Source organism: Gilliamella sp. Fer1-1 (assembly GCF_001690825.1).
Lineage (GTDB): Bacteria > Pseudomonadota > Gammaproteobacteria > Enterobacterales > Orbaceae > Gilliamella > Gilliamella apicola_C.
Genome location: NZ_LZGX01000034.1, coordinates 1 through 24,983, shown reverse-complemented (window position 1 = coordinate 24,983; position 24,983 = coordinate 1). Strand labels below are relative to the sequence as shown.

The 24,983-nt window shown below is 36.0% G+C and carries 26 protein-coding genes and 1 rRNA gene; 23 read left to right on the top strand and 4 right to left on the bottom strand.

Annotated features, from left to right (window positions below):
- The first annotated feature begins 57 nt into the window (after window positions 1-57).
- From A9G28_RS04540 to A9G28_RS04440, 21 genes are all read left to right on the top strand, one after another.
- Window positions 58-369 (top strand): antibiotic biosynthesis monooxygenase family protein, encoded by a 312-nt coding sequence (locus A9G28_RS04540; RefSeq protein WP_065567429.1) that lies wholly within the window; start codon window positions 58-60, stop codon window positions 367-369.
- Between the two features lie 540 nt (window positions 370-909).
- Window positions 910-1,239, top strand: a complete 330-nt coding sequence (locus A9G28_RS04535; RefSeq protein ID WP_065579901.1) for a hypothetical protein — start codon at window positions 910-912, stop codon at window positions 1,237-1,239.
- Between the two features lie 46 nt (window positions 1,240-1,285).
- Window positions 1,286-1,654, top strand: a complete 369-nt coding sequence (locus A9G28_RS04530; RefSeq protein WP_065567431.1) for an SFCGS family glycine-rich protein — start codon at window positions 1,286-1,288, stop codon at window positions 1,652-1,654.
- A 13-nt stretch (window positions 1,655-1,667) separates the two neighbouring features.
- Window positions 1,668-1,964, top strand: coding sequence for a DUF4312 family protein (locus A9G28_RS04525; RefSeq protein ID WP_065567460.1), 297 nt, complete (start codon window positions 1,668-1,670; stop codon window positions 1,962-1,964).
- Between the two features lie 20 nt (window positions 1,965-1,984).
- Complete coding sequence (locus tag A9G28_RS04520) at window positions 1,985-2,737, top strand: DUF4311 domain-containing protein (protein ID WP_065567432.1); 753 nt, start codon at window positions 1,985-1,987, stop codon at window positions 2,735-2,737.
- 15 nt (window positions 2,738-2,752) lie between these two features.
- Window positions 2,753-3,406, top strand: a complete 654-nt coding sequence (locus tag A9G28_RS04515) for a DUF4310 family protein (RefSeq protein ID WP_065567433.1) — start codon at window positions 2,753-2,755, stop codon at window positions 3,404-3,406.
- 50 nt (window positions 3,407-3,456) lie between these two features.
- Complete coding sequence (locus tag A9G28_RS04510; RefSeq protein WP_065579900.1) at window positions 3,457-4,611, top strand: amidohydrolase/deacetylase family metallohydrolase; 1,155 nt, start codon at window positions 3,457-3,459, stop codon at window positions 4,609-4,611.
- Window positions 4,589-5,728 carry a DgaE family pyridoxal phosphate-dependent ammonia lyase gene (locus A9G28_RS04505; protein WP_065579899.1) on the top strand — a complete coding sequence of 380 codons (1,140 nt, stop codon included), beginning with the start codon at window positions 4,589-4,591 and terminating at the stop codon, window positions 5,726-5,728. The genes A9G28_RS04510 and A9G28_RS04505 overlap by 23 nt, the downstream gene beginning before the upstream one ends.
- Window positions 5,728-6,468 carry a 2-dehydro-3-deoxy-phosphogluconate aldolase gene (gene dagF, locus A9G28_RS04500; protein ID WP_065579898.1) on the top strand — a complete coding sequence of 247 codons (741 nt, stop codon included), beginning with the start codon at window positions 5,728-5,730 and terminating at the stop codon, window positions 6,466-6,468. Before A9G28_RS04505 ends, dagF begins: the two co-directional genes overlap by 1 nt.
- Window positions 6,469-6,471: 3 nt before the next feature.
- On the top strand, window positions 6,472-8,391 hold the full coding sequence (locus A9G28_RS04495) for a BglG family transcription antiterminator (RefSeq protein ID WP_065567437.1): 1,920 nt from the start codon (window positions 6,472-6,474) through the stop codon (window positions 8,389-8,391).
- Window positions 8,392-8,627: 236 nt separating this feature from the next.
- Window positions 8,628-9,137: a 23S rRNA accumulation protein YceD gene (gene yceD / locus A9G28_RS04490; protein ID WP_065567438.1), complete on the top strand. Its 510-nt coding sequence runs from the start codon at window positions 8,628-8,630 to the stop codon at window positions 9,135-9,137.
- Between the two features lie 4 nt (window positions 9,138-9,141).
- On the top strand, window positions 9,142-9,309 hold the full coding sequence (gene rpmF / locus A9G28_RS04485; protein ID WP_025316508.1) for a 50S ribosomal protein L32: 168 nt from the start codon (window positions 9,142-9,144) through the stop codon (window positions 9,307-9,309).
- A 37-nt stretch (window positions 9,310-9,346) separates the two neighbouring features.
- Window positions 9,347-10,393 carry a phosphate acyltransferase PlsX gene (gene plsX / locus A9G28_RS04480; RefSeq protein ID WP_065579897.1) on the top strand — a complete coding sequence of 349 codons (1,047 nt, stop codon included), beginning with the start codon at window positions 9,347-9,349 and terminating at the stop codon, window positions 10,391-10,393.
- Between the two features lie 4 nt (window positions 10,394-10,397).
- The gene (locus tag A9G28_RS04475; protein WP_065567440.1) at window positions 10,398-11,351 is read left to right on the top strand and encodes a beta-ketoacyl-ACP synthase III; all 954 of its coding nucleotides are present in this window, start codon (window positions 10,398-10,400) and stop codon (window positions 11,349-11,351) included.
- A 27-nt stretch (window positions 11,352-11,378) separates the two neighbouring features.
- Entirely contained in the window at window positions 11,379-12,314 is a 936-nt protein-coding gene (fabD, locus tag A9G28_RS04470) for an ACP S-malonyltransferase (protein WP_065579896.1), read from the top strand.
- 28 nt (window positions 12,315-12,342) lie between these two features.
- Window positions 12,343-13,077 (top strand): 3-oxoacyl-ACP reductase FabG, encoded by a 735-nt coding sequence (fabG, locus tag A9G28_RS04465; RefSeq protein ID WP_065567442.1) that lies wholly within the window; start codon window positions 12,343-12,345, stop codon window positions 13,075-13,077.
- A gap of 150 nt (window positions 13,078-13,227) precedes the next feature.
- Window positions 13,228-13,461 carry an acyl carrier protein gene (gene acpP, locus A9G28_RS04460; protein WP_034910452.1) on the top strand — a complete coding sequence of 78 codons (234 nt, stop codon included), beginning with the start codon at window positions 13,228-13,230 and terminating at the stop codon, window positions 13,459-13,461.
- A gap of 159 nt (window positions 13,462-13,620) precedes the next feature.
- Window positions 13,621-14,865 (top strand): beta-ketoacyl-ACP synthase II, encoded by a 1,245-nt coding sequence (gene fabF, locus A9G28_RS04455; protein WP_065579895.1) that lies wholly within the window; start codon window positions 13,621-13,623, stop codon window positions 14,863-14,865.
- A 190-nt stretch (window positions 14,866-15,055) separates the two neighbouring features.
- Window positions 15,056-18,535, top strand: a complete 3,480-nt coding sequence (dnaE, locus tag A9G28_RS04450; RefSeq protein WP_065579894.1) for a DNA polymerase III subunit alpha — start codon at window positions 15,056-15,058, stop codon at window positions 18,533-18,535.
- 237 nt (window positions 18,536-18,772) lie between these two features.
- A complete protein-coding gene (gene accA / locus A9G28_RS04445; protein ID WP_065579893.1) occupies window positions 18,773-19,732 on the top strand; it encodes an acetyl-CoA carboxylase carboxyl transferase subunit alpha in 960 nt (319 codons plus the stop codon).
- 21 nt (window positions 19,733-19,753) lie between these two features.
- Complete coding sequence (locus A9G28_RS04440) at window positions 19,754-20,122, top strand: diacylglycerol kinase (protein WP_065567446.1); 369 nt, start codon at window positions 19,754-19,756, stop codon at window positions 20,120-20,122.
- Between the two features lie 55 nt (window positions 20,123-20,177).
- Here A9G28_RS04440 and A9G28_RS04435 read toward each other — a convergent pair whose 3' ends face one another.
- Genes A9G28_RS04435 through metK form a run of 4 tightly spaced genes read right to left on the bottom strand, consistent with a single transcriptional unit; the run spans window position 20,178 to window position 23,287 of the window.
- Window positions 20,178-21,020, bottom strand: a complete 843-nt coding sequence (locus A9G28_RS04435; protein WP_065579892.1) for a 23S rRNA (adenine(2030)-N(6))-methyltransferase RlmJ — start codon at window positions 21,018-21,020, stop codon at window positions 20,178-20,180.
- Window positions 21,020-21,634 (bottom strand): hypothetical protein, encoded by a 615-nt coding sequence (locus A9G28_RS04430; RefSeq protein ID WP_065579891.1) that lies wholly within the window; start codon window positions 21,632-21,634, stop codon window positions 21,020-21,022. Before A9G28_RS04430 ends, A9G28_RS04435 begins: the two co-directional genes overlap by 1 nt.
- 14 nt (window positions 21,635-21,648) lie before the next feature.
- The gene (locus A9G28_RS04425; RefSeq protein WP_065579890.1) at window positions 21,649-22,152 is read right to left on the bottom strand and encodes a SprT family zinc-dependent metalloprotease; all 504 of its coding nucleotides are present in this window, start codon (window positions 22,150-22,152) and stop codon (window positions 21,649-21,651) included.
- On the bottom strand, window positions 22,136-23,287 hold the full coding sequence (gene metK, locus A9G28_RS04420) for a methionine adenosyltransferase (RefSeq protein WP_065567450.1): 1,152 nt from the start codon (window positions 23,285-23,287) through the stop codon (window positions 22,136-22,138). Before metK ends, A9G28_RS04425 begins: the two co-directional genes overlap by 17 nt.
- A gap of 217 nt (window positions 23,288-23,504) precedes the next feature.
- Between metK and murI the strand changes: the two genes are divergently transcribed.
- Together murI and A9G28_RS04410 are read left to right on the top strand one after the other, a co-directional pair.
- Window positions 23,505-24,329 carry a glutamate racemase gene (gene murI / locus A9G28_RS04415; RefSeq protein ID WP_065567451.1) on the top strand — a complete coding sequence of 275 codons (825 nt, stop codon included), beginning with the start codon at window positions 23,505-23,507 and terminating at the stop codon, window positions 24,327-24,329.
- Between the two features lie 384 nt (window positions 24,330-24,713).
- Window positions 24,714-24,983 (top strand): 16S ribosomal RNA (locus tag A9G28_RS04410); the annotation flags it as partial.

The window sequence follows — 24,983 nt, the reverse complement described above, 5'->3', positions numbered from 1 at the left end:
ATGGCGTGCTATTTTTTTATATGATGTCTAATTTAGAAATGTAAAAAGGAGATAGGGATGTATATTGTAATGAACCGTTTTAAAATTAAACGAGGTAGTGAAGATGCTTTTATTGAAATATGGCGCAACCGCGATAGCCATTTGAAAGAAATGAAAGGGTTTAATCGTTTTTACTTTTTACAAGGAAAAACAGAAGAAGATTACACATTATTTTCTTCATTTGTTGAGTGGGATTCAAAAGATGATTTTGATGCTTGGGTAAACTCACCACATTTCAAGCATACACACCGCAACACAGATAATAGACCAAATAATAAAGATATTTATTTCGACTCAGCACAACTAGAATGTTTTGAAGTTATTTTATAAATCAAAAAACAGTTATAGTCGCCAGTAATAATAACGATAGAGTCTTATGATAAGCAGAAAGCTTTATGAGCAATGACAAATAAGGGTGGAATCTGTTGTTGTCATTATTTTCATTCTACAGGCGTTGCAAGCCAACATTCTAGCTACAGATAATGCTATTTACACAGAACGTTACACATTAAAAAGGTGTAATAATAGACTAAAAACGCTTCAGAAAAACCATTGATTTTATTGAATTTTTTATTTTTAAGCAAGTAAGGTTTCAACTTGCTTGCGTTATGAAATTTCAGATTTACCTTTCTTCAGTGTCTAACAAACAAATCTTATTATATTTTTTATGATCTAGTTCACAAAATTGAATATCAAGATTCGCAAATGATCCACCATATAAAATAGCAATCCCTTTTGATTATTATGTTTAACTAACTTTGTAACAAATTTCCTCTTTCTGAAGGAAAAACTCTCTATCCACATTCAAACACGTTTGTTTTACGCTTAATCCATCCAATCTAAAATAACAATAAGAGAAATGTATTAGCTATGACCCAAATCAAATTTAGAATGTTTGAAGACAATCTTGAACCAGAGCTAGTTACCCAACAAACCATTAACATTATCAACAGTTGGTTAGTGCAGCATCAAATTATACAAAATGATGTTCAAAAAGCGATGTTATTTTCACATGTAAAAGCGATGGTTGAAAGGGCTAAAACATTAGAAAAACTACCTGAAATCGATCCTGCATTGTTTGATGAACTTTCAGAAGAATCATTAGAGCTGGCACGAAAGACGGTAGCGTTATTTGATAATTTACCAATAGAAGAAGCGTATTTATTGGCAGTTCATTATGAAGTTGCTAAAGCAAATTAAACGATTACTAAACAACTAAAAAACAATAATTAATAGGAGAAATGTTATGGCAGAGGTGGTCATTGTTATCGGCGATAGAATGGGAAAAGGGCAAAAAATTGCCACGGGAATTGATTCAGTAGCAGGTTGCCGTGCAATTGTTATTCCTGGTATGGCTGCAGATATGAAATTAGGTGATGTAATGAATAAGGAAAATGCCGATTTAGGGCTTTCTTTCTGCGGTAGTGGTGGGGCAGGTGCTATTACGGCACAAAATAAATATGGTTACCCACAGCGTCATGGTATGCGTTCAATTGAAGAAGGTGAAACAGCTATCAATGAAGGATGTAAAGTCCTTGGTTTTGGGTTTATGGATACGGAAGAATTAGGACTGCGTATTGCAAAAGCATTTCTGAAAAAATACCCACGTTCATAAGCGAAAAATGAATATGAAAAAACAAGAACAGATACTTGTGAGAGTAAAAGGCCATGGAGATTCTAAGCAACGAACATTTTCTAATGCTTTAAGTCAGGTTCAGAAAGAAGTATTGAAAAATACTAATAACATTCTGTTGCGTATAGAGCCGATTGATATTCAAGTGGTATCAGCAATAGAAAAGATAGTAATGGAACGTTTTTTATTTATTTTTTTACCAAGAAAAAAGACATTTTATGAAATCACCCTTGATGTATCTGTTAATGTAACTTTTATTGATTTAAATGATATTGAATTTACTTCTAAATAACATAACGTAAAAGGAAAGTTATGGAAATTTTAATTATTGCATTTAAGTCTATTATTATCGGTGGACTTTGTGGTTTTGGAGTTGGTGTTGGGGCTGCTCGAATGTTTCATGCGCCAACGTATCAAGGCATGGGGGCATTTCGTACATTGGGGGAGCTTAACTCATGCGAAGGCGATCCTACGGCGCACTTTTCATTTGGTTTAGGATTCTTTTTTAATGCATGGGCATCATCAGTTGCAGCAGGCTCTTTTACTCAAGATGTCGATCATAGAATCATTCCCAATTGGGGCGCTTCTTTATTGATGATAAAAAATCGTAATCTTGACGAAACCTTACACGATCCTAAAAAAATGGCTTTTGCCTGTGCATTTGTTGGTATGGTTGTTGTGTTGTTTTTAAATACGACAACATCTGTCATTCCCGATTCGCTAAAAATTACTGCAACTAAAGTTCTGGTTCCTGCTGCAAACTTGCTAGTTGCAACTGTTATGCCAGTTATTTTCTGGTTAGCCGCATTAGATGCTGGGCGCCGTAGTGGTTTTTGGGGAACATTGTTTGGAGGGCTTGCGCAGTTAATTATGGGGAATGCTGTACCTGGGCTGGTATTAGGGATATTGATTGGGAAAGGTGTTGATGATAGTGGCTGGAATCGTGTGATGAAAATCATGCTGGTGTCTGTCATTATTCTATTTGTTATGAGTGGGTATTTTCGTGGTTTTGATATGAAGATGATAAATTCATTTAGAGACGGTTTATCTTATTGGTTTAAATAATACAGGGAACATGTTATGAACACACAAACAACGATCAATAAAAGTTTTTGGTATGCTGATTGGTCATTCCCTATTATCTGTGGATTATTGTCTGCTGGTATTTTTGCTGGAACGCATACTTTCTATGTATATGGTATTGGTGCCTTTAACGAAATTGCTTTCGTTGCCATGCTTAAATCAGGAATGACTACGGGGGATTATGGTGCAGTTGCGGCTTTTGGGGCTAGCTTTTTATTTGCTCGAGTTATTGAAGGCTCATTAGTGGGTATATTGGATATCGGTGGCGCATTGCAAACCGGTATTGGGCTTGGTATACCAGCATTATTGCTAGCGGGAGGTTATACATTACCTGTTGAAAATTTCTTTGTTGCATTAATAACGGGGTTGGTTTTGGGGATCCTAACGGGTTTAATCATTATTCTGATCCGTAAATTTACGGTTAATGGTGGTTCTGGTTCAACATTTGGTGCCGATGTTATGATGGGTGCGGGCAATGCTTCTGGGCGTTTTCTTGGCCCAATGATTATTTTATCTGCTATGGTCGCTTCCATCCCTATTGGTATTGGTTCTTTATTGGGAGCACTGCTTTTTTATGTATGGAAAAAACCGATCACCGGTGGGGCTATTTTAGGCGCAATGATTTTTGGCGGTGTATTCCCAATCCTATAATATTAATTACTCTCTATAATTTATTCAATTGTAGAGAAGAGTGAAAAATTATGTATGATTTAATTATCAAAAATGCCAAACAGATTGATGAGTCAGTAACCGATATTGCTATTGCTAATGGTAAGATAGTTGCGATGGCTAGTTCTATTATAGGGCAATCTAAACGTGTACTGGATCTAAAAAATAAACATTATATTAGTGCTGGGTGGATTGATTCACACACGCATTGTTTTGCGCTATCCCCCCTCTATCATGATGAGCCAGATTTGATTGGTGTAAAGGCGGGTGTCACCGCTGTTGTTGATGCTGGTAGTGTTGGCGCTATTGATGTTGATGAGTTTTATCAATTAGCTCAGCAAGCAAGTACACATGTTTACTCTTTTTTAAATATTTCTAAAATTGGTTTATTAAGACAAAGTGAGCTCGCCGATATGCAGGATATTGACGCGCCGTTATTTGATGAAGCATTAGCTAAATATCCTAATTTTATTATTGGCATCAAAGTACGAATGAGTGGTAGCGTCGTGGGTAGAAATGGCATTTTACCATTAGTTAAAGCCAAAGAAATGCAAAAAAATAGCGGTTTGCCTCTAATGATTCATGTTGGTAATAATCCTCCTGAGCTCGATGAAATTGCCGATTTATTAACTAAAGGTGACATTATTACACATTGTTTTAATGGTAAACCCAATCAAATCTTTGATAAACAAAATCAATTGCGTGGTTCAATCAAAAGAGCAATCGAACGTGGAGTGATATTAGATATCGGCCATGGTGGTGAAAGTTTTAGTTTTTCAGTAGCAGAACGTGCTAAATGCTTGGGTATTTACCCCAATACGATTAGCTCTGATATTTACTCTAAAAACCGTCTACATGGTCCAGTTTTTAGCTTGGCTAATGTGATGACGAAGTTTATTTGTCTTGGTTATAGCCGAAAAAGAATTATTGATAGTGTGACACAAAATGCGGCTCAAATTTTGCATATTAAAAATAAAGGTGTTTTATCGGTTGGTTATGATGCAGATTTGACCATTTTTGATATTAAACGGCAAACTATTTCATTATTAGATTCTGAAGGCGAAGTTAGGCAAAGTGATGAACAGTTTGTTCCTTTAGCATCTATTGTCGCTGATACGGGAAAGCATTTGATACGCATTGAACTAACAGAGGAAGGTAGTAAAAATGAGCTCAGAATCTCCAACTAAAAAAGATATTTATAATAAATATCACTTAAAAAAGGTAATTAATGCGTCAGGAAGAATGACCATTTTAGGTGTATCAACTCCAAGATCTGAAGTGATTGATACGGTATCATGTGGGCTAAATGAATATTTTGAAATTAAGGATTTAGTAGATAAAACAGGCCAATATATTGCGCAATTGCTCAATGTTGAAAATGCCGTGGTAGTATCGTGCGCTTCCGCTGGTATTGTTCAAGCGGTTGCAGGCTTGATTACCAAAGATGATCGTGACTTATTATTTAATTTACATTCATCTGATAAATATGTTCCTCGTGAAATTATTGTCCCTAAAGGCCATAATGTTAATTTTGGTGCACCAATTGGGACAATGGTTTCTTTAGGTGGTGGGATTATGGTTGAAGCAGGCTATGCAAATGAGTGTAAACCTGAACATATCGAATCACTAATTAATCCAGATACTGTTGCGATTTTATATGTTAAATCACATCATTGTGTACAAAAAAGCATGTTGTCGGTCGCGCAAACAGCTGCTATTGCTAGAAAATATGATATCCCATTGATTGTTGATGCAGCGGCGGAAGACGATTTACAAACTTATTATCAACAAGGGGCTGATTTAGTGATTTACAGTGGCGCTAAAGCAATTGAAGGGCCGACCAGTGGTTTAGTCATTGGGCGTCATCAAGCGGTGGAATGGTTAAAATTACAGTCACAAGGTATTGGGCGGCCAATGAAGATAGGCAAAGAAGGTATTTTAGGATTAACAAAAGCTATTGAGCTTTATGTTACCGATCCACAATCAGAAACAGGACAACAGATGGTTGCTAAGATGACCCCATTTATTGAAAGTCTAAATACACTTAAAGGTATATCGGCTAAAGTGGTTTGGGATGGAGCTGGGCGTGATATTGCACGAGCCGAAATAGCATTTGATGCAAGTGTAATAGGTAAAACCGCAGTCGAGATAATTGAACTGATGAAACAAGGTGAGATTGCAGTATATTTTAGAGAATATAAAGCCAATGAAGGCAAAGTTGATGCTGATGTGCGTAGTGTGACATCAACACAACTCGACATTATTTACCAAAAAATTAAAAATATTACTCAAGGAGCACAATAATGCAACTGACTCCAAATTATTATAATGATCGTGTTTGTTTAAATGTATTAGCGAATTCAATTGATAATGCGAAGGCGATTTATGAGGCAGCACAAACTTATGTTGTTGTTGGCATTTTATCTAAAAATTACGCCAATAATGAAGCAGCAATTGCTGATATGAAAAAGTATGCAGTAGCCATTGATAATGCTATTTCAATAGGACTTGGTGCTGGTGATCCTAATCAGTCAATGATGGTTTCTGAAATATCAGCTATACTCCAACCACAACATATTAACCAAGTGTTTACAGGGGTTGCAACCAGTCGAGCTTTGCTAGGGCAAAAAGAATCTATCATTAATGGATTAGTTTCGCCAACGGGAAAAGTTGGCTTAGTCAATATTGCAACAGGTCCGCTAAGCTCAAAATCTCCAGCTGCAATTGTTCCTGTTGAAACGGCTATTGCTTTATTAAAAGACATGGGTGGTAGCTCAATAAAATACTTTCCTATGGGTGGGCTAAAACATAAAGATGAATTTGCGTATGTAGCTAAATGTTGCGCTGAACATGATTTCTATCTTGAACCAACTGGTAGCATTGATCTAGATAATTATGAAACAGTTTTAAAAATTGCCTTAGATGCAGGTGTGAAGAAAATTATCCCACACATCTATAGTTCTATTATTGATAAAGCAACAGGCGCAACGCGCACTAATAATGTCAAACAACTTTTAGCTATCACACAAAAGCTTGTAGGATAAATAATGTCATCTAAAGTGCTATTCTCTTCTCAGCGATTAGCGTATTTATTTGATACCATAAAAAATGAAACGCTGCCACAACAAGAGTTAGCGAATCGTTTTTCGGTTTCTACTCGCACTATTCGCACTGATATTTCAGCACTTAATGGTATTTTAAGCGATTATGGAGCACAAGTTGATTATACCAAAAATATTGGATATCAACTTGTGGTAACCGATCCCATTCTTTATGCAACATTGCCTATCACTCAGGCAATTGAGCGCATCCCCCGAACAAGTAGAGAAAGAGTTTCGGCTTTATTGATTGCTTTTTTAACGCAATCTAATTCAGTAAAATTGGATGATATTGCTGGGAAATGGTTTTTAAGCCGTAGCACGTTGCAAAATGATGTTATTGAGGTTAAACAATATTTAGATAAATACAATTTATTAATCGAAAATCGTCCTTATTATGGTATGCGGTTAGTTGGTGATGAGTTATCAATTCGTACCTGTTTAACCGATATTTTATGGCAACGGCATATGGCTGAAGATTTCATTACGGTTAATAGACTACGTAAAACAGTTTTAAATGATATCGATTTAGAGTATCTTGAAAAAATTCTTCAAAATCAACTTGAACGTTTTGAGCTAAAATTAAATGCTGAAGGGCAAGGATATCTACTTTATAGCTGTGCGGTTTCAATTACTCGAATTAATCAAGGGCATGAGTTACTTGAATATGATGTAGATCAAATTAATACTACTGTTATCAGCGCAGTGACTCAAATCTCTGAAGATGTTTCCTATTTCCTAGGCAGTGTGCTTTCCGATGCGGAATTTAATTATTTATGTGCTCAGGTTATTTCTAGAACGGTTATGGAATCGCCAAATCAGGCACAAAGCTTAGCAATGGTTAAACATATATTATCTTATATTAATGATACGTATCATTATAATTTATTAGAAGATAAGAAGCTAAACCAAGATATATTAATACATATTTCATCAATGTTATCTAGGATTAAATATCAAATTCGTACAACTAACCCTTTATTACATGAAATAAAAAAGTATTATCCTTTTGCTTATGATATTACGCTGTCTGCTCTTGCTAATACCGAAAAGTATACTGGAGCAAAAATGACAGAAGATGAAATTAGCTACTTAGCGGTACATATCGGTGTAGCATTAGAGCGTAATTATAGCGCTGGGCATGAAAGATGTGCGCACATTTTACTTGTTAGCGAGCTTGGTAATGCAGCATTGCGTATGATTGAGGCAAAAATTAAAAGGGATTTTCCTCATATTAAAATAAATCGCACACTTTCTTATCGAGAGTATGAACAGCTTTCCAATATTGAAGAAGATTTTGTTGTTTCAACTGTTCGTTTAACAAAAAAAAATAAACAAATAGTTAAAATTTCACCATTTCCTACATCTTATCAGCTTGAACAATTGGGACGATTGGCAATGATAGATAGAAAGATGCCTTATATTATTGAGCGTTTTTTTAGTGAAAAATTTTTTCTAATTATTAACCAACCCATGACCCAAGAGGAACTTTTTAACAAAGTTTGCAAAAAACTTGAACAAATGGGGTATGTTGATGTTGATTTTTACCCTTCTGTTATTGAGCGAGAGGCAATTGTTTCTACGCTATTGGGTGAAAATATTGCTATTCCTCACTCTGTTGGGTTGCTGGCTAAAAAGACGATAGTAACTACCATATTGGCTCCACAGGGGATCGTGTGGGATAAAAATCAAGTTGCCTATGTTATTTTTTTATTGGCAATTAGTAAAAATGAATATGAAGATGCAATGCGTATTTATAATTTATTTGTTAACTTTGTCAAAGAAAAATCCACTAAGCGTTTATTAGATAGCAAAACATTTAATGATTTTCGTGCAATTGTCAAAGATAGCTTTGGTCGATTGTCATAATATAATGTCTGATTAGTTTATTTATTGTTTTTGTCTTAAATCGTGTTTTTAGCAAAAATTTTCTAAAAATAAAAAAATATTCAGAATAAATATTAAGGTAATAATCAATAGCTAAAACAAATTATCTTGCTTATGCCCATTGACGAAACCATGATTTAAAGGTAATATGCGCGCCTTATGGCATTGTGTAGTTTTTAGCTACGCTAAATAAATTTTTAAGGTAGTATGCATATCTTATGCAAAATAGATTACCATTAACTATTGACCCGATTAAAGCAGCACAAAAACGACTTGATTATACTGGATATTATCCACTTCAAGCGATAAAGAGGGTTGAAAATCCAAAAAGTGATATCGCCTGTAGTTTATCTTTCCATTATGATGAACAAAAGCTTTGTGTTATCGCTATTGATGCAAAAATGACGTTAGAACAAACTTGTCAACGTTGTTTTGAACCTTTTGTCACTGAAGTTCATGTGATGAATAAATTTAGTCCTGTTAAGAGCGATGCTCAAGCAGAGGCACTACCGGAACATTATGAGCCCGTTCTGATGAACGAGTTTGGCGAAGTAGATATATTAACGTTACTTGAGGACGAAATTATTCTCTCGCTACCGATTGCGCCGGTACATGATAGTAAACACTGCGAAGTGTCAGAGGCAGATATGGTATTTGGTGAAATTCCAACTGAGAATGAAAAAACAAATCCATTTGCAATTTTAGTTAGTTTAAAGAATAAGGGGTAAATCCATGGCTGTTCAACAGAATCGTAAAACTCGTGCAAAACGTGGTATGCGTCGTTCTCATGATGCATTAACTGTTGCTAATATCTCAGTTGATGAATCAGGTAAAACACATTTACGTCATCACGTAACCGCTGATGGTTATTATCGTGGTCGTAAAGTGATTTCTAAATAATTACTAAGTAATTATTTAGAAATTCTCAGGTGACATTTTGGATAATCTAACCATTGCGTTAGATGCTATGAGCGGGGACTTCGGTCCTCGTGTTGTTGTTCCTGCTGCAATACACGCACTGAATTGTTATCCAAATCTATCTATCTTTCTGGTGGGATGCCCAACAGAAATCAATCTTTTTTTACCTAAAGAAAAAGCAAAATTAATTACTCAATATCAACAAGAAGGTCGGTTAATATTAACGGAGTCGACCACAGTTATTGCCAATGATATGAGGCCTTCTTATGCAATTCGTCATAGTCAAGGATCCTCTATGAGAATGGCGCTTGAACTAGTTAAAGAGAATAAAGCTCAAGCATGTGTAAGTGCGGGTAATACTGGCGCGTTAATGGGCTTGTCAAAACTATTATTACGTTCATTAACTGGTATAGATCGCCCAGCACTTGTTGCCACAGTTCCTGCATTAAATAATCAAAATACCGTAGTATTGGATTTAGGCGCTAATGCAGAGTGCGATAGCAATATGTTAGTGCAGTTTGCGATAATGGGCGAAATTTTAGCTAAAACAGTACTTAAGATTGACCATCCCCGTGTCGCGTTACTTAATATTGGTGAAGAAGATAGTAAAGGTTTGGATAAGATTCGTTTAGCGTCTTCTATTTTAAAATCAAATAACCAAATGAATTATATTGGCTATTTAGAAGGTAACGAACTTTTAACAGGTAAAACAGATGTACTTGTTTGTGATGGTTTTGTGGGTAATGTAACGTTAAAAACAGTCGAAGGTTTAATAAAAATTTTTATGTCTTCGTTTAAATTATCCCTATCTCATCATTCATTATTAATGAAATTATTAAGTAAATGGCTACAAAGAAAGATCGCGAAAAATTTTGGTTATTTAGATCCTGGAAGATATAATGGAGCTTGCTTGCTTGGACTTCGAAGTATTGTGATTAAAAGTCACGGTAGTGCCAATCAAAAATCATTTTATGCAGCAATAGAACAAGCTATTTTGGCTATACAAACAAATATACCAGAGAAGATTGCAATGAGTCTTTCTTCCGCACTACCCAAGAGCGAATAATTAGATGTATACAAAGATATTAGGAACTGGGAGTTATCTTCCAAAACAGATAAGAACTAATGCAGATCTTGAAAAAATGGTCGATACTAGTGATGAATGGATCACAACGCGTACTGGTATTAAAGAAAGACGTATTGCAGAACCAAATGAAACGGTAACGAGCATGGCTTATGAAGCCGCAATGAATGCAATTGAAATGGCCAATATTGATAAAGAAGAAATTGGTATGATTATTGTTGCAACGGCAACCTCGGTCAATGCATTTCCAAGTTCTGCAACAGAATTACAGGCCAAATTAGACATTGGTGATGTTGTTGCGTTTGATGTATCTGCAGCTTGTTCTGGATTTATTTATGCACTTGATATTGCAGATAAATATATTAAAAGCGGCGCTATTAAATACGCTTTAGTCGTTGGTTCAGATATGTTAACACGTGGCGTGGATCCAAATGACCGAGGAACCATTATTATTTTTGGTGATGGTGCAGGGGCAGTTGTTGTGGGCGCATCAGAAGAGCCTGGTATTATCGCTTCACACCTCCATGCTGATGGTCGTTATGGCAATTTATTAAAGTACCCATATGTTGATCGTCGTAATATGGACGATCCAGTCTATATGACTATGCATGGTAATGAAGTATTTAAAGTTGCAGTTAAAGAGCTTTCAAATTTGGTTGATGAACTTTTGGTTGAGAATGCGTTTAACAAAGCCGATTTGGATTGGCTTGTGCCACATCAAGCAAATTTGAGAATTATTTCTGCGACTGCTAAACGACTAGATCTGGACATGAGTAAAGTTATTGTTACATTAGATAAGCAGGGTAACACCTCAGCTGCCTCTGTGCCTTGCGCTTTAGATGCTGGTGTGCGAGATGGACGAATTCAACGAGGCCACTTAGTTTTGCTAGAAGCGTTTGGTGGTGGATTTGTTTGGGGATCAGCACTAGTTAGATTTTAGTTTGTTTTTATAATCAAGGATTTAATAATGACCAAATTTGCAATGGTATTTCCAGGACAAGGTTCACAAGCTGTCGGCATGTTAAAAGAACTTGCTGATAATTATTCAATTGTGAAATCAACTTTTGATGAAGCTTCTGAAGTACTCGGTTATGATTTATGGGAGCTGGTACAAAAAGGCCCTGTAGAAGAATTAAATAAAACATGGCAAACACAACCAGCGCTACTTGCTGCTTCTGTTGCAATATTTAGAGTATGGCAAAGTGTCAGTGGTCCTCAACCTGCTTTTATGGCTGGTCATAGTTTAGGAGAATATTCAGCATTAGTCTGTGCTGGTGTTATTGACTTCAAAGATGCAATAAAATTAGTTGAATTACGAGGTAAATTAATGCAAGACGCTGTGCCAAGTGGCACAGGTGCAATGTATGCCATTATTGGATTAGATAATGATTCAATTAATAAAGCATGTGAACAAGCAGCTCAAGGTCAAGTTGTTGCTCCAGTAAATTTTAACTCCCCAGGTCAAGTTGTTATCGCTGGGCATAAAGAAGCCGTTGAACGGGCTGCTGCATTGTGTAAAGAAGCTGGTGCAAAGCGAGCTCTACCACTTGCTGTTAGCGTGCCATCTCATTGTGCGTTAATGAAACCTGCAGCAGATAAATTAGCCAATACATTAAACGATATAGAATTTAGTGCGCCAAATTTTGCAGTTATCAATAATACTAATGTTAAAATTGAAACATCAGCTGAAAAAATCAAAGCTGCACTAATTGCTCAGCTTTACAGCCCTGTTCGTTGGACTGAAACTGTTGAAGAAATGGCGAAACAAGGTGTAACGCTTTTAGTTGAAGTTGGTCCCGGTAAAGTGTTAACAGGACTAACTAAACGTATTGTTGATACCTTGTCTGGTTGTGCTGTTAATGATAAAGCTTCATTAGATGCTGCATTAGAAAATACTAGATAAAAGATAAAAAATAAAAAAAGGGGTTGTTATGAACTTATCAGGAAAAATTGCGTTAGTAACTGGTGCAAGCCGTGGAATCGGTAAAGCGATTGCAGAAAAACTAGTTGCTTGTGGCGCAACCGTTATTGGTACAGCGACAACAGAAAAAGGTGCTGATGCCATTAGCCAATATTTAGGTTCACATGGGAAAGGCTTTGTTTTAAATGTGACCGATGAGACATCAATTGAATCTGTTATTGCGGCAATTAAAACTGAATTTGGTGATATTGATATTCTAGTTAATAACGCTGGTATTACTCGTGATAATTTATTAATGCGAATGAAAGAAGATGAATGGCAAGATATCTTAGATACAAATTTAACGTCTGTTTTTCGTTTATCTAAAGCATTATTGCGCACAATGATGAAAAAGCGTTATGGCAGAATTGTCACTATTGGCTCAGTAGTGGGTACAATGGGTAATGCTGGTCAAGCTAACTATGCTGCAGCAAAAGCTGGTTTAATTGGTTTTAGTAAATCATTAGCGCGTGAAGTTGCATCACGCGGTATAACTGTTAATGTAGTTGCACCTGGCTTTATTGCAACAGACATGACAGAAGCATTAACTGATGAGCAAAAAGCTTTAACATTAGCACAAGTACCTGCAGGGCGTTTAGGTGAGCCAACTGAAATTGCAAACGCTGTAGCATTTTTGGTCTCCGATGAAGCATCTTACATTACTGGCGAAACTTTACATGTCAATGGTGGCATGTATATGGTGTAATTGTCTAGAATAGTGTAAAATGAGTCAATATATTGAAGTTTTGTATAAAAAATAAGCAATTGGGTTGAAAAATGATTGGCATCTTTTTCAACATTTTATAAACTTACATTCACCGCCACTTTCGGCGATTTTTATAGGAAAAAAAAGAGTATGAGCACTATTGAAGAGCGAGTTAAGAAAATTATTGTTGAGCAACTTGGTGTAAAAGAGGAAGAAGTTAAAAATGAATCTTCTTTCATCGAAGATCTTGGCGCTGACTCTCTTGATACAGTTGAATTAGTTATGGCTTTAGAAGAAGAATTTGATACTGAAATTCCTGATGAAGAAGCTGAAAAAATTACAACTGTTCAATCAGCAATTGATTATATTACTGCGAATCAATAAGGTTTAGCAGAGTTTTCATAATAGGCGGTCATATGATCGCCTAGTTTGCATCTACCTATTTAGTTCTAAACGAAAGAAAAGCGGTATAGATTGGCAGAAAACTCAAAATAAAATTTTCAATGATTCAAATTTCATTTCAATCCTTTCCTGGAGGACAATGTGTCTAAACGCAGAGTTGTTGTTACTGGAATGGGCATGATATCTCCTGTAGGTAATACAGTTGAATCCACTTGGCAAGCTTTACTCGCTGGGCAAAGTGGCGTTGAACTCATAGAACACTTCGATACAGCCCCTTTCGCAACACGCTTCGCAGCGATGGTTAAAAACTTTAATGGCGAAGATTATAATATTTCACGCAAAGATGCTCGTAAAATGGATTTTTTTATTCAATACGGTATTGCTGCGGGTATGCAAGCAATGCAAGATGCGGGCATTGAGATCACGGAAGAAAATGCTGAACGAATTGGTTGCGCGATAGGCTCAGGTATTGGTGGACTTGGGTTAATTGAAGAAAACCACAGCGCATTAGTCAATGGTGGGCCTCGTAAAATTAGCCCATTTTTTGTTCCGTCAACAATTGTTAATATGATTGCTGGTCACTTATCCATTATTTATGGATTAAAAGGACCTAGTATTACTATTGCCACAGCATGTTCTTCTGGTGTGCATAATATTGGTCATGCAGCACGTATGATTGCCTATGGTGATGCAGATGCTATGTTAGCAGGCGGTGGAGAGAAAGCTAGTACACCACTTGGTATTGGTGGTTTTGGGGCTGCTCGTGCCTTATCAACTAACAATGATAATCCTAAAGCAGCAAGTCGCCCTTGGGATAAAGATCGTGATGGCTTTGTGCTAGGAGATGGTGCAGGAATTATGTTCTTAGAAGAATATGAGCATGCCAAAAAACGCGGCGCTAAAATTTATGCTGAAGTTGTTGGTTTTGGTATGAGTGGTGATGCTTATCATATGACTTCTCCTCCTGCGGATGGCAGTGGTGCAGCTTTAGCAATGAAATGTGCACTTCGTGATGCGGGTATTAACCCTGAGCAAGTTGGTTATATCAATGCTCATGGCACTTCGACACCAGCTGGTGATAAAGCTGAAACTCAAGCAGTAAAAAGCATATTTAAAGCGAATGCCAACAAAGTTATGGTTAGTTCAACTAAATCAATGATAGGGCATTTATTGGGTGCTGCGGGCGCAGTTGAGTCAATTTTCACTGTACTTGCATTGAGCGATCAAGCCGTGCCACCAACAATTAATCTAGATAATCCTGATGATGGTTGCGATCTTGATTATGTTCCACATACTGCTCGTCAAGTTAAAAACTTAGAATATGCACTTTGTAATTCTTTTGGTTTCGGTGGAACTAATGGTTCAGTGCTGTTTAAGAAAATCTAATATCTTATTATCCACCAATAGGTTATTATTGGTGGGATATTTTTAATATAAATTTTCACTGATAAAACTTATAATAAAAATGGCTTCCCTCTTTTATTTTCAATTAGAACTCGTAATTAAAGAGAATAAGAATATTTTCCCTGCTTGTGTTATAATTGCAAACTAATTTTATAGCTTAATTTTGGTAATTATGGCGCAACCTAAATTTATTCACCTTCATTTGCATAGTGATTTCTCAATGATTGATGGGATTGCCAAAGTTGGCACATTAGTAAATGAAGTGAGCAAGTTACAGATGCCCGCTTTTGCGATCACTGATTTTACTAATCTTTGTGGACTAGTTAAGTTTTATGGCTCAGCAATGTCTAAAGGTATTAAACCGATCATTGGTGCCGATCTTGCTATTAGAAGCCCCCAAATGCCTGATGATATTTATCGTTTAACTCTATTAGCGGCTAATAATCAAGGGTATCAAAATCTTACTTTATTAATTTCTAAAGCTTATCAACGAGGGTATATTGGTGATTTTCCCGTTGTTGATAATGAGTGGTTGATTGAGCATCGAGCTGGGTTAATTGTATTAGCTGGGCGTGAAAGCGATATTGGTATTGGCATTGTTCGCAATAATCAAATTATCATTGATAATGCGATTAATTTTTATCTTGCAAATTTTCATGACCATTTTTATTTTGAATTAGTACGAACTAAACGCAACAATGAAGAACTATTTATTCATCGTGCTGTAAGTTTGGCCGAACAATATTTGTTACCAGTCGTTGCAACTAATGATGTTCGATTTTTAAAAGCTTCTGATTTTGAAGCGCATGAGATTCGTGTTGCTATTCATGATGGCAATACATTAGATGATCCTTCTAGGCCTAAAAATTACTCGGCAGAACAATATCTACGCTCAGAACAGGAAATGTGTGAGCTATTTTCTGATATTCCTGAAGCCCTTGAAAATAGTGTTGAAATAGCAAAGCGTTGTAATGTTTCTATCCGGTTGGGAGAGTATTTTTTACCTAAATTTCCAACTGGCGATATGTCAACTGAAGACTTTTTAGTGCATAAATCGCGTGAAGGATTAGAAGAAAGATTAACGTTTTTATTTCCTGATCCTGAAATCAGAAAACAAAGAAGATCTGAGTATGATGAACGTTTAGAAACGGAATTAACTGTTATTAATCAAATGGGTTTTCCTGGCTACTTTCTAATTGTTATGGAATTCATTCAATGGTCAAAAGATAATGATATTCCTGTAGGACCAGGGCGAGGCTCTGGTGCAGGTTCTCTCGTTGCGTATGCTTTAAAAATTACCGATTTAGATCCACTTGCGTTTGATTTGCTTTTTGAACGTTTTCTAAATCCAGAACGTGTTTCAATGCCCGATTTTGATGTTGATTTTTGTATGGAAAAACGCGATCTGGTTATTGATCATGTTGCTGATATGTATGGGCGAGATGCTGTTTCCCAAATTATAACCTTTGGTACTATGGCAGCTAAAGCGGTAATACGGGATGTTGGTCGAGTGCTTGGACATCCTTATGGATTTGTTGATCGTATTTCTAAATTAATACCTTTAGATCCAGGCATGACTCTCGCTAAAGCTTTTGAAATTGAGTCTCAGCTTCAAGATTTATATGATAATAATGAAGAAGTTAAATCATTAATCGATATTGCACGCCAATTAGAAGGCGTAACTCGAAATGCAGGTAAGCATGCTGGGGGAGTAGTTATTTCCCCAACTAAGATTACTGATTTTTCACCAATTTATTGTGATCCAGAAGGTCATCACCCAGTTACTCAGTTTGATAAAAACGATGTTGAATATGCAGGGCTTGTCAAGTTTGACTTTTTAGGGCTAAGAACATTAACCATTATTGATTGGGCCATCAAAATGATTAATGATCGCCAGCTTCGAACTGGAAAAGAAAGAGTCGATATCACTAGAATTCCTTTAGATGATGAAAAATCGTTTGAATTATTGTTAAAAGCTGAAACCACAGCTGTATTCCAGTTAGAATCTAGAGGGATGAAAGACTTAATCAGACGGTTAAAACCGGACTGTTTTGAGGATATGATTGCTTTAGTTGCACTATTTCGCCCTGGTCCATTACAATCAGGTATGGTAGATAACTTCATTGACCGCAAACATGGTCGAGAAGAGGTTTCTTATCCCGATATTAAATATCAACATGAATCATTAAAACCTATTTTAGAGCCAACATACGGTATTATTTTATATCAAGAACAAGTTATGCAAATCGCACAGACCTTATCAGGTTATACACTAGGCGGTGCTGATTTACTACGTCGAGCTATGGGTAAGAAAAAGCCCGAGGAGATGGCAAAGCAACGTTCTGTTTTTAAAGAAGGGGCAGAAAAACAGGGCATTGATGGCGAATTGTCAATGAGAATATTTGATCTGGTTGAGAAGTTTGCTGGGTATGGTTTTAATAAATCTCACTCGGCGGCATATGCACTTGTTTCTTATCAAACGTTATGGCTAAAAACTCACTATCCTGCCGAATTTATGGCTGCGGTTATGACTGCTGATATGGATAATACTGATAAAATTGTCGGTTTGGTTGACGAGTGCTTACGAATGGGATTAAAAGTCAACCCTCCTGATATTAACAGTGGGCTTTATCATTTTCATGTAAATGATAAAGGAGAAATTGTTTATGGAATAGGTGCGATAAAAGGTGTTGGAGAAGGACCTATAGAGGCAATTGTTGAAGCACGTAATAGTGGTGGGTACTTCAAAAATATTTTTGAGCTTTGTGCTAGAACAGATATGAAGAAGGTTAACCGCCGTGTGCTTGAAAAACTCACTATGGCAGGGGCATTTGATAAATTAGGACCCCATCGAGCAGCTATTTTACATAGTATCAATGATGCAATGCAGGCAGCAGATCAATATGCTAAAGCGCAACATATTGGTCAAGAAGATATGTTTGGTGTGTTAGCAGAAGAGCCCGAACAAGTTGAACATGCTTATGCTGCAGTTCCAGAACTGCCTGATCAAGTTTTGCTTGATGGAGAGCGTGAGGCTTTAGGACTTTATTTAACAGGACATCCTGTAACGCAATATTTAAAAGAATTAAATCGTTATACAAGTGGTCTACGAATTAGTGAAGCATCGCCGACAGGATGGGGAAAAGTGGTCACTTTTGCAGGCATTTTAGTAGATGCTAGGGTTAGAATTACCAAAAGAGGGAATAAAATTGGTTTATTTACTTTAGATGATCGTTCTGGTCGAATTGATGGTATGCTTTTTGCGGAGTCTTTAGAAAATTTTGGGCATTTACTTGTAAAAGATAAAATTTTAATTGTGACGGGGCAAGTTAGCCATGACGATTTTAATGGTGGCTTTAAAATGTCGGTGCGAGATATTGTTGATTTAAAAGATGCTCGAACTAAATATGTAAAAGGATTGTCCATTACGTTAACTGAAAACGAAACAAATCAAGCAATATTACAACGTTTGCAACAGTTGTTAGAGCCTTATCGGCATGGTAGCGTACCTGTTAACTTATATTATCATCGAGACGATTCAGTTGTGAGGATCCAATTTGGCACGAAATGGAGAATTATTCCGGAAGATGCTTTGATTGTTGAACTAAAGACACTACTTGGTGTTGAGCGTATAGAATTTGAGTTCGAATAAATCAGATAAACCTATTAATAATAGTAAGCATTATAAATTTATTGAATAAATGAAGTTATATTTCAGCCAATGTGAGAGGCATAATAATTGAAGCCTAATAATACAAATGTAGGTGGCTTCAATGAGTGTTACATAGTAGAATTGATTTAATTTTATCTTAAGAGTTAGTCAGTATATTGTATTAAGTAGTGTATTTTTTTAAAATACCGAATAAATTAAGAGGCAATTACAAGCGTTATGAATAATTTTTTGGAATTTGAAAAGCCGATAGCGGAATTAGAAGCAAAAATTAATTCCTTGAAGAATATAGATTCGCAACAAGTAGAATTAGATATTAATTTAGATAAAGAAATTAAGCAATTACATAAAAAAAGCCGTGAGTTAACAAAAAAAATATTTGCTAATTTAACGCCTTGGGAAATTGCGCAACTAGCTAGACATCCAAATCGTCCTTATACATTAGATTATATAAAAGAAGTCTTTACCGATTTTGATGAATTGGCAGGTGACAGAGCCTATGCTGATGATAAAGCAATTGTTGGTGGGATTGCACGTATTGATGGGCGCTCGGTGGTAGTTATTGGGCATCAAAAAGGCCGTGAAACAAAACAGAAGATTTATCGGAATTTTGGTATGCCGGCCCCAGAAGGTTATCGTAAAGCTTTACGGTTAATGCAACTAGCTGAACGTTTTAAATTGCCCATTATTACTTTTATTGACACTCCTGGGGCTTATCCTGGGATTGGTGCCGAAGAGCGAGGTCAAGCAGAAGCTATTGCGCGTAATTTAAGAGAAATGTCACGCCTTAAAGTTCCTACCATTTGCACCGTGATTGGGGAAGGTGGCTCTGGTGGAGCGCTAGCGATTGGTGTGGCAGATAAGGTTAATATGCTTCAATATAGTACTTATTCTGTTATCTCACCAGAAGGTTGTGCTTCTATTTTATGGAAAAGTGCAGATAAAGCGCCAATTGCTGCTGAAGCCATGAATATGACGGCAGATAATTTATTAAAATTAAATTTAATTGATTCAATCGTGCCAGAGCCTTTAGGTGGCGCTCACCGAGATTATGCTACTGTATCTGTTTCACTTAAAACACAGCTACTTAGTGATCTTGATGAGCTTGAAAATATGGATTTATCTACATTACTAGAAAGACGATTCCAACGTTTGATGAACTATGGTTATGTAAGGTAATTTTAAACTTGGAATGCTATAATGAAAAAAACGGCAGGACTACTGCGCATTTTTAATGCAACAAAATACTCTTTAAAAGGCTTAAAATCGGCGATTAAATATGAAACAGCGTTTCGCCAAGAGTTCATTTTATTGGTTGTGGCTTATATTATCGTAATGCTGGTCGATTTTTCTATTTATGAACGAATTTTGTTATTGGGGTCAATTGGTGTTGTGATGATTACAGAGTTAATTAATAGTGCGATTGAGTGTGTTGTTGATCGCATTAGCACTGAAAGACATGATTTATCTGGTCGAGCAAAAGACTATGGCTCAGCCGCAGTCTTTTTATCGTTATTATTGGCGGTTATTTTGTGGGTTTATCTATTTTCTTGCCATTTTTTTTCATGATTTTTTACTTAAGCATAGGTTTTTCTGAATGTGTTTGATAACCAATAACAAAAAGTTATTCCGTAACTAACTCTTTAATGATGAAACTTCCCGTTTTGTGAATGTCTAAGGTGGTTTTCAACCACGGCATGATTGTAAGCATTTGTTCATGTAATTTCCATGGTGGGTTAATCACTATCATTCCTGATGCAGTCATGCCTTTTTGATTATTATCAGGTTTGATGGCAAGCTCAAACTGAGAAATACGTTTAATACCTAAATTAACAATATTATCAATCATTTTTTGCGTTTGGGTACGAGATACCACCGGATACCAAATTAGATAGACACCTGTAGCAAAACGTTTATAAGCTTCAAATAGTGCAGCAGGAATTTTTTGATAGTCATCTTTTATTTCATAGGAAGGATCGATTAGGATAATCCCTCGCCGTGAACTTGGTGGTAACTTTGATTTTAATTGTGCAAAACCATCTTCACGTAATACTTTTGTTCGTTTATCTTTATTAAATTCTTGTCTCAATAAGGGGTAGTCTGTTGGATGTAATTCGGTAAGATTAAGTTTGTCTTGCTCGCGTAGTAATTGTTTAGCAATTAAAGGCGAGCCAGGATAATATTTTAATTCATCAAAAGGATTATAGCGCTTTAATACTGATATATAGCTATTAAGCAATTCCGGAATATTAGCTTGTTGCCATATCAAATTAATTCCTGATAAATATTCGCCTGTTTTTTCGGCATGTTCGCCTCGTAATAAGTACCTTCCTGCGCCAGAGTGTGTATCTAGATATAAAAAAGATTTTTCTTTTTCTTTTAATGACTCAATACATAGTGTTAAAACTACATGCTTTAGCACATCAGCGTGATTGCCTGCGTGATAACTATGGCGATAGCTTAACATTATAAATTCTCCTTCTTTTTTTGTTCATTTTTTTGCATATAAAATGTCGTTAAAGCTAAACAAAGAAGGCAGGGGCACTCCATTAACTCTTCGATTAAATCTTTTCGTTCTTTTGCTATAACTAAGAATTCATGCCCCATACGATGATGCTCAGCAATATCAGCTATTCCTAAGAATAGAAAAGCTAAAAATATATGCCAAACTGGAATTTGTTCAAATTTGTAGCGACGTGCAATTTCTTGGCGAATAGTTGGTAAAAACATACTTAGTATTGGGATAGAGATTAAAGTGCTAGCAATAATTTTATAATAAAAACGTGGCACATCGGGAAAGAAATCTCTTCCCCAGCTAATTCCCCGCCCAAAAAGCATAAACCACCAAAATATTGTCCAAATCCAAAATTTATATAGTTGTGAATGTTCAGCTACTCGCTGAGCATAATAATAAGTGTAGCCACACATGAATAATAAAAAAAGTGATTGAACATGTTCAATAAGAGTGACGGTAAGCCCATTGTATAAAGGTATAAAGAAATTGCCTGTAATGTAAAGAATAATACCAAGAGTAAGAATCAACAAAGAGCTTTTATAAAAATGGAAATCTAATTTACACATACAATATCTTAATATTAAGTGACGTTTTTGAGTTTGAGTATAGTACCGCATTTGCGGCATAAATAACTAGTGTTATTCTTTTGGATTTTATTGTGTCTTATTGATGTTAAGTGATGTTGTTGGCACTGGCAGTAGTATAAATGAGTGTTGCGCTTTACCTGAAAATGATGAGTTGTTGAAGGTGTCTTGTCGAAAATTTTTGACATAACATATTGCCATTCTTTACCATGTGGTTTGACTTTGCCAAATTCTTTAAAAACAATGAGATGAGCAAGCTCATGGGGCACGACTTCTTCAATAAATTGGGTGCCATTTTCTAGTAACATAACTGAATTAAGTTGAATTTCCCAACGCATTAAAAGCGCACTACCTGCAATGCTACCTTTGGGTTTGTAGATGATGTTAGGTTCTTTATATTCGGTATGTAAAAATTGATTGGCTTGCATTAAGTGAGTTCTTAAACAAGCCATTATTTGATTATGTAAATAAATTGGTATGCGCTTATAATCCTGCTGCATCGCGAAGTAGTGCTGCCTTGTCAGTTTTTTCCCAAGGAAAAATATCTCGGCCAAAATGACCATAACTTGCCGTTTGTTGATAAATTGGTTGAATAAGATCAAGCATTTGAATTAATCCATAAGGTCTTAAGTCAAAAAATTCTTTAATCAATGAAACAATTTTATCGTGATTGATTTTTTCGGTACCAAAAGTATTGACATAAATTGATGTAGGATTTGCAATACCAATTGCGTAAGATATTTGTAATTCACATCGGTCAGCAAGCCCAGCAGCAACAATATTTTTGGCAACATAGCGGGCAGCATAAGCCGCTGAGCGGTCAACTTTTGACGGATCCTTTCCTGAAAATGCGCCACCGCCATGGTGCGCAGCGCCTCCATATGTGTCCACTATGATTTTGCGCCCAGTTAGTCCACAGTCTCCCATTGGTCCACCAATAACAAAGCGTCCCGTTGGATTAATAAAGTATTTTGTTCTTGCTGTTAACCATTGAGCTGGTAATGTTGGTTTAATGATTTCTTCCATAACAGCTTCATGTAATGCTTTTTGCTCAATATCTGTGGAGTGTTGTGTCGATAAAACAATTGTATCAACACCTTTGATTTTTCCATCTTCATAAATTAACGTGACTTGGCTTTTGGCATCCGGTCTCAACCAAGGAAGCGTGCCATTTTTTCTAACTTCTGATTGTCTGCGCATAAGCTCATGTGCATAAGTAATTGCCGCAGGCATTAAGTTTGGCATTTCGTTTGTTGCATAACCAAACATAATACCTTGGTCACCAGCGCCTTGCTCAAGTGGATTTTGCTTATCTACTCCTTGATTAATATCTGGAGATTGTTTGCCAATTGCATTAAGAACAGCACATGAATTAGCATCAAATCCCATCTCTGAGCTAGTGTAACCAATATCATTAATGGTTTTCCGAGTTAACTCTTCTATATCAACCCAAGCTGAAGTAGTAATTTCTCCACCGACTAAAGCCATGCCTGTTTTTACATAGGTTTCACATGCGACTCGTGCTTTTGGATCTTGTTTTAATATAGCATCAAGCACTGCATCAGATATTTGATCGGCAATTTTATCTGGGTGACCTTCTGAAACGGATTCTGAAGTAAATAAAAATTCTGACATGGAATACCCCCCCTTAGCATTATTTTTGTATATTGCTTAAAATATAATATTCGGCTTTAATCTAAATAACTATTTTAGCAGTTTTACCATCTAGACGTCTAGCCAAATAATTGTCATAGATAAAATGTAATGCTTGTTTAAATAAAATGGCTTGCATTAATTTTTAATCAATTTACGATATTGCGGTTTTTGAATTATCTAATGACCTAGAGCTAAAATGAATATTGTAAGTCGGGCACCTTCAGTGCTAGTGTTTGATTCAGGTATTGGCGGATTATCTATTTATAATGAGATCTATAATAAATTGCCGAATGCGCGTTATATTTATGCATTTGATAATGAAGAATTTCCTTATGGAGATAAATCACCGACATTTTTAATTAATAGAGTCAATTCGGTTATAGAAGCTATTACTAAATTTTACTCAATTGATTTAGCGATTATTGCATGCAATACGGCTAGTACTATTTGTTTGCCGAGTTTGCGTTCTAAATTTTCTTTTCCTATTGTTGGTGTTGTACCAGCAATTAAGCCAGCTAGTCAAATAACTAAAAATAAATGCATAGGACTATTAGCGACAAAAGCGACAATCAAAAGATCCTATACTGCCAATTTAATTCAACAATTTGCGCCTAATTGCAACGTTGAGCTACTTGGTTTATCTGAATTAGCTCTTATTGCTGAAAATAAGCTGCAAGGTATTGCCGTAAATATGCAACAACTTAAAGATTTATTACAGCCATGGATCTATTTACCAATCATCCCAGATACAATCGTATTGGGTTGTACTCATTACCCATTTATTAAAGATGAATTAAAGATCATTTTCCCTAATGCGACCTTTATTGATTCAGGTAGTGCAATTGCGAATCGAGCTTATAATCTGCTAAATGAAAAATTTCACCTTAATAAAATTCAAGCGCCATTAAAAGAAAATATTATTATCAGCACAGCACATAATCAATATGTTGAAAAATTAGCTTTGAAATTAGCTAAATATAATCTCAATAATTATCAATGCATTAATGTTCATGGTGTTTAAAGAGTATTCATTCAAATACGTAATTGGATATTTTTGCTTGCCAAAAAAAATGAAGTCCCTATAATGCGCATCCACTGACACGGCGTCAGCGAAAAGCTGAGGCAAGTTAGTGAAAAAAGTAAGATCAAAAATTTTGAAAAAAAGATCTTGACGAATAAAAAAGGTTAGCGTAGTATACGCAACCCTTGAGACAGTGAAGTAAATTAACGAAAAGTTAGTTGATTTAAAAAGGCTGTTAGCTCTTTAAAAATAAGAAACAGACAATCTGTGTGGGCACTTGCGAGACAAAAGATTAAAGTCTACGGACTAAAAAATTAAGTCTTGATAAGTGACACTGAAGATTCATTTGAATATGTCAGAGACAGTTATTGAGCATCGAACTTTAAATTGAAGAGTTTGATCATGGCTCAGATTGAACGCTGGCGGCAGGCTTAACACATGCAAGTCGAACGGTAACATGAGTGCTTGCACTTGATGACGAGTGGCGGACGGGTGAGTAAAGTATGGGGATCTGCCGAATGGTGGGGGACAACAGTTGGAAACGACTGCTAATACCGCATAAAGTTGAGAGACCAAAGCATGGGACCTTCGGGCCATGCGCCATTTGATGAACCCATATGGGATTAGCTAGTAGGTGGGGTAAAGGCTCACCTA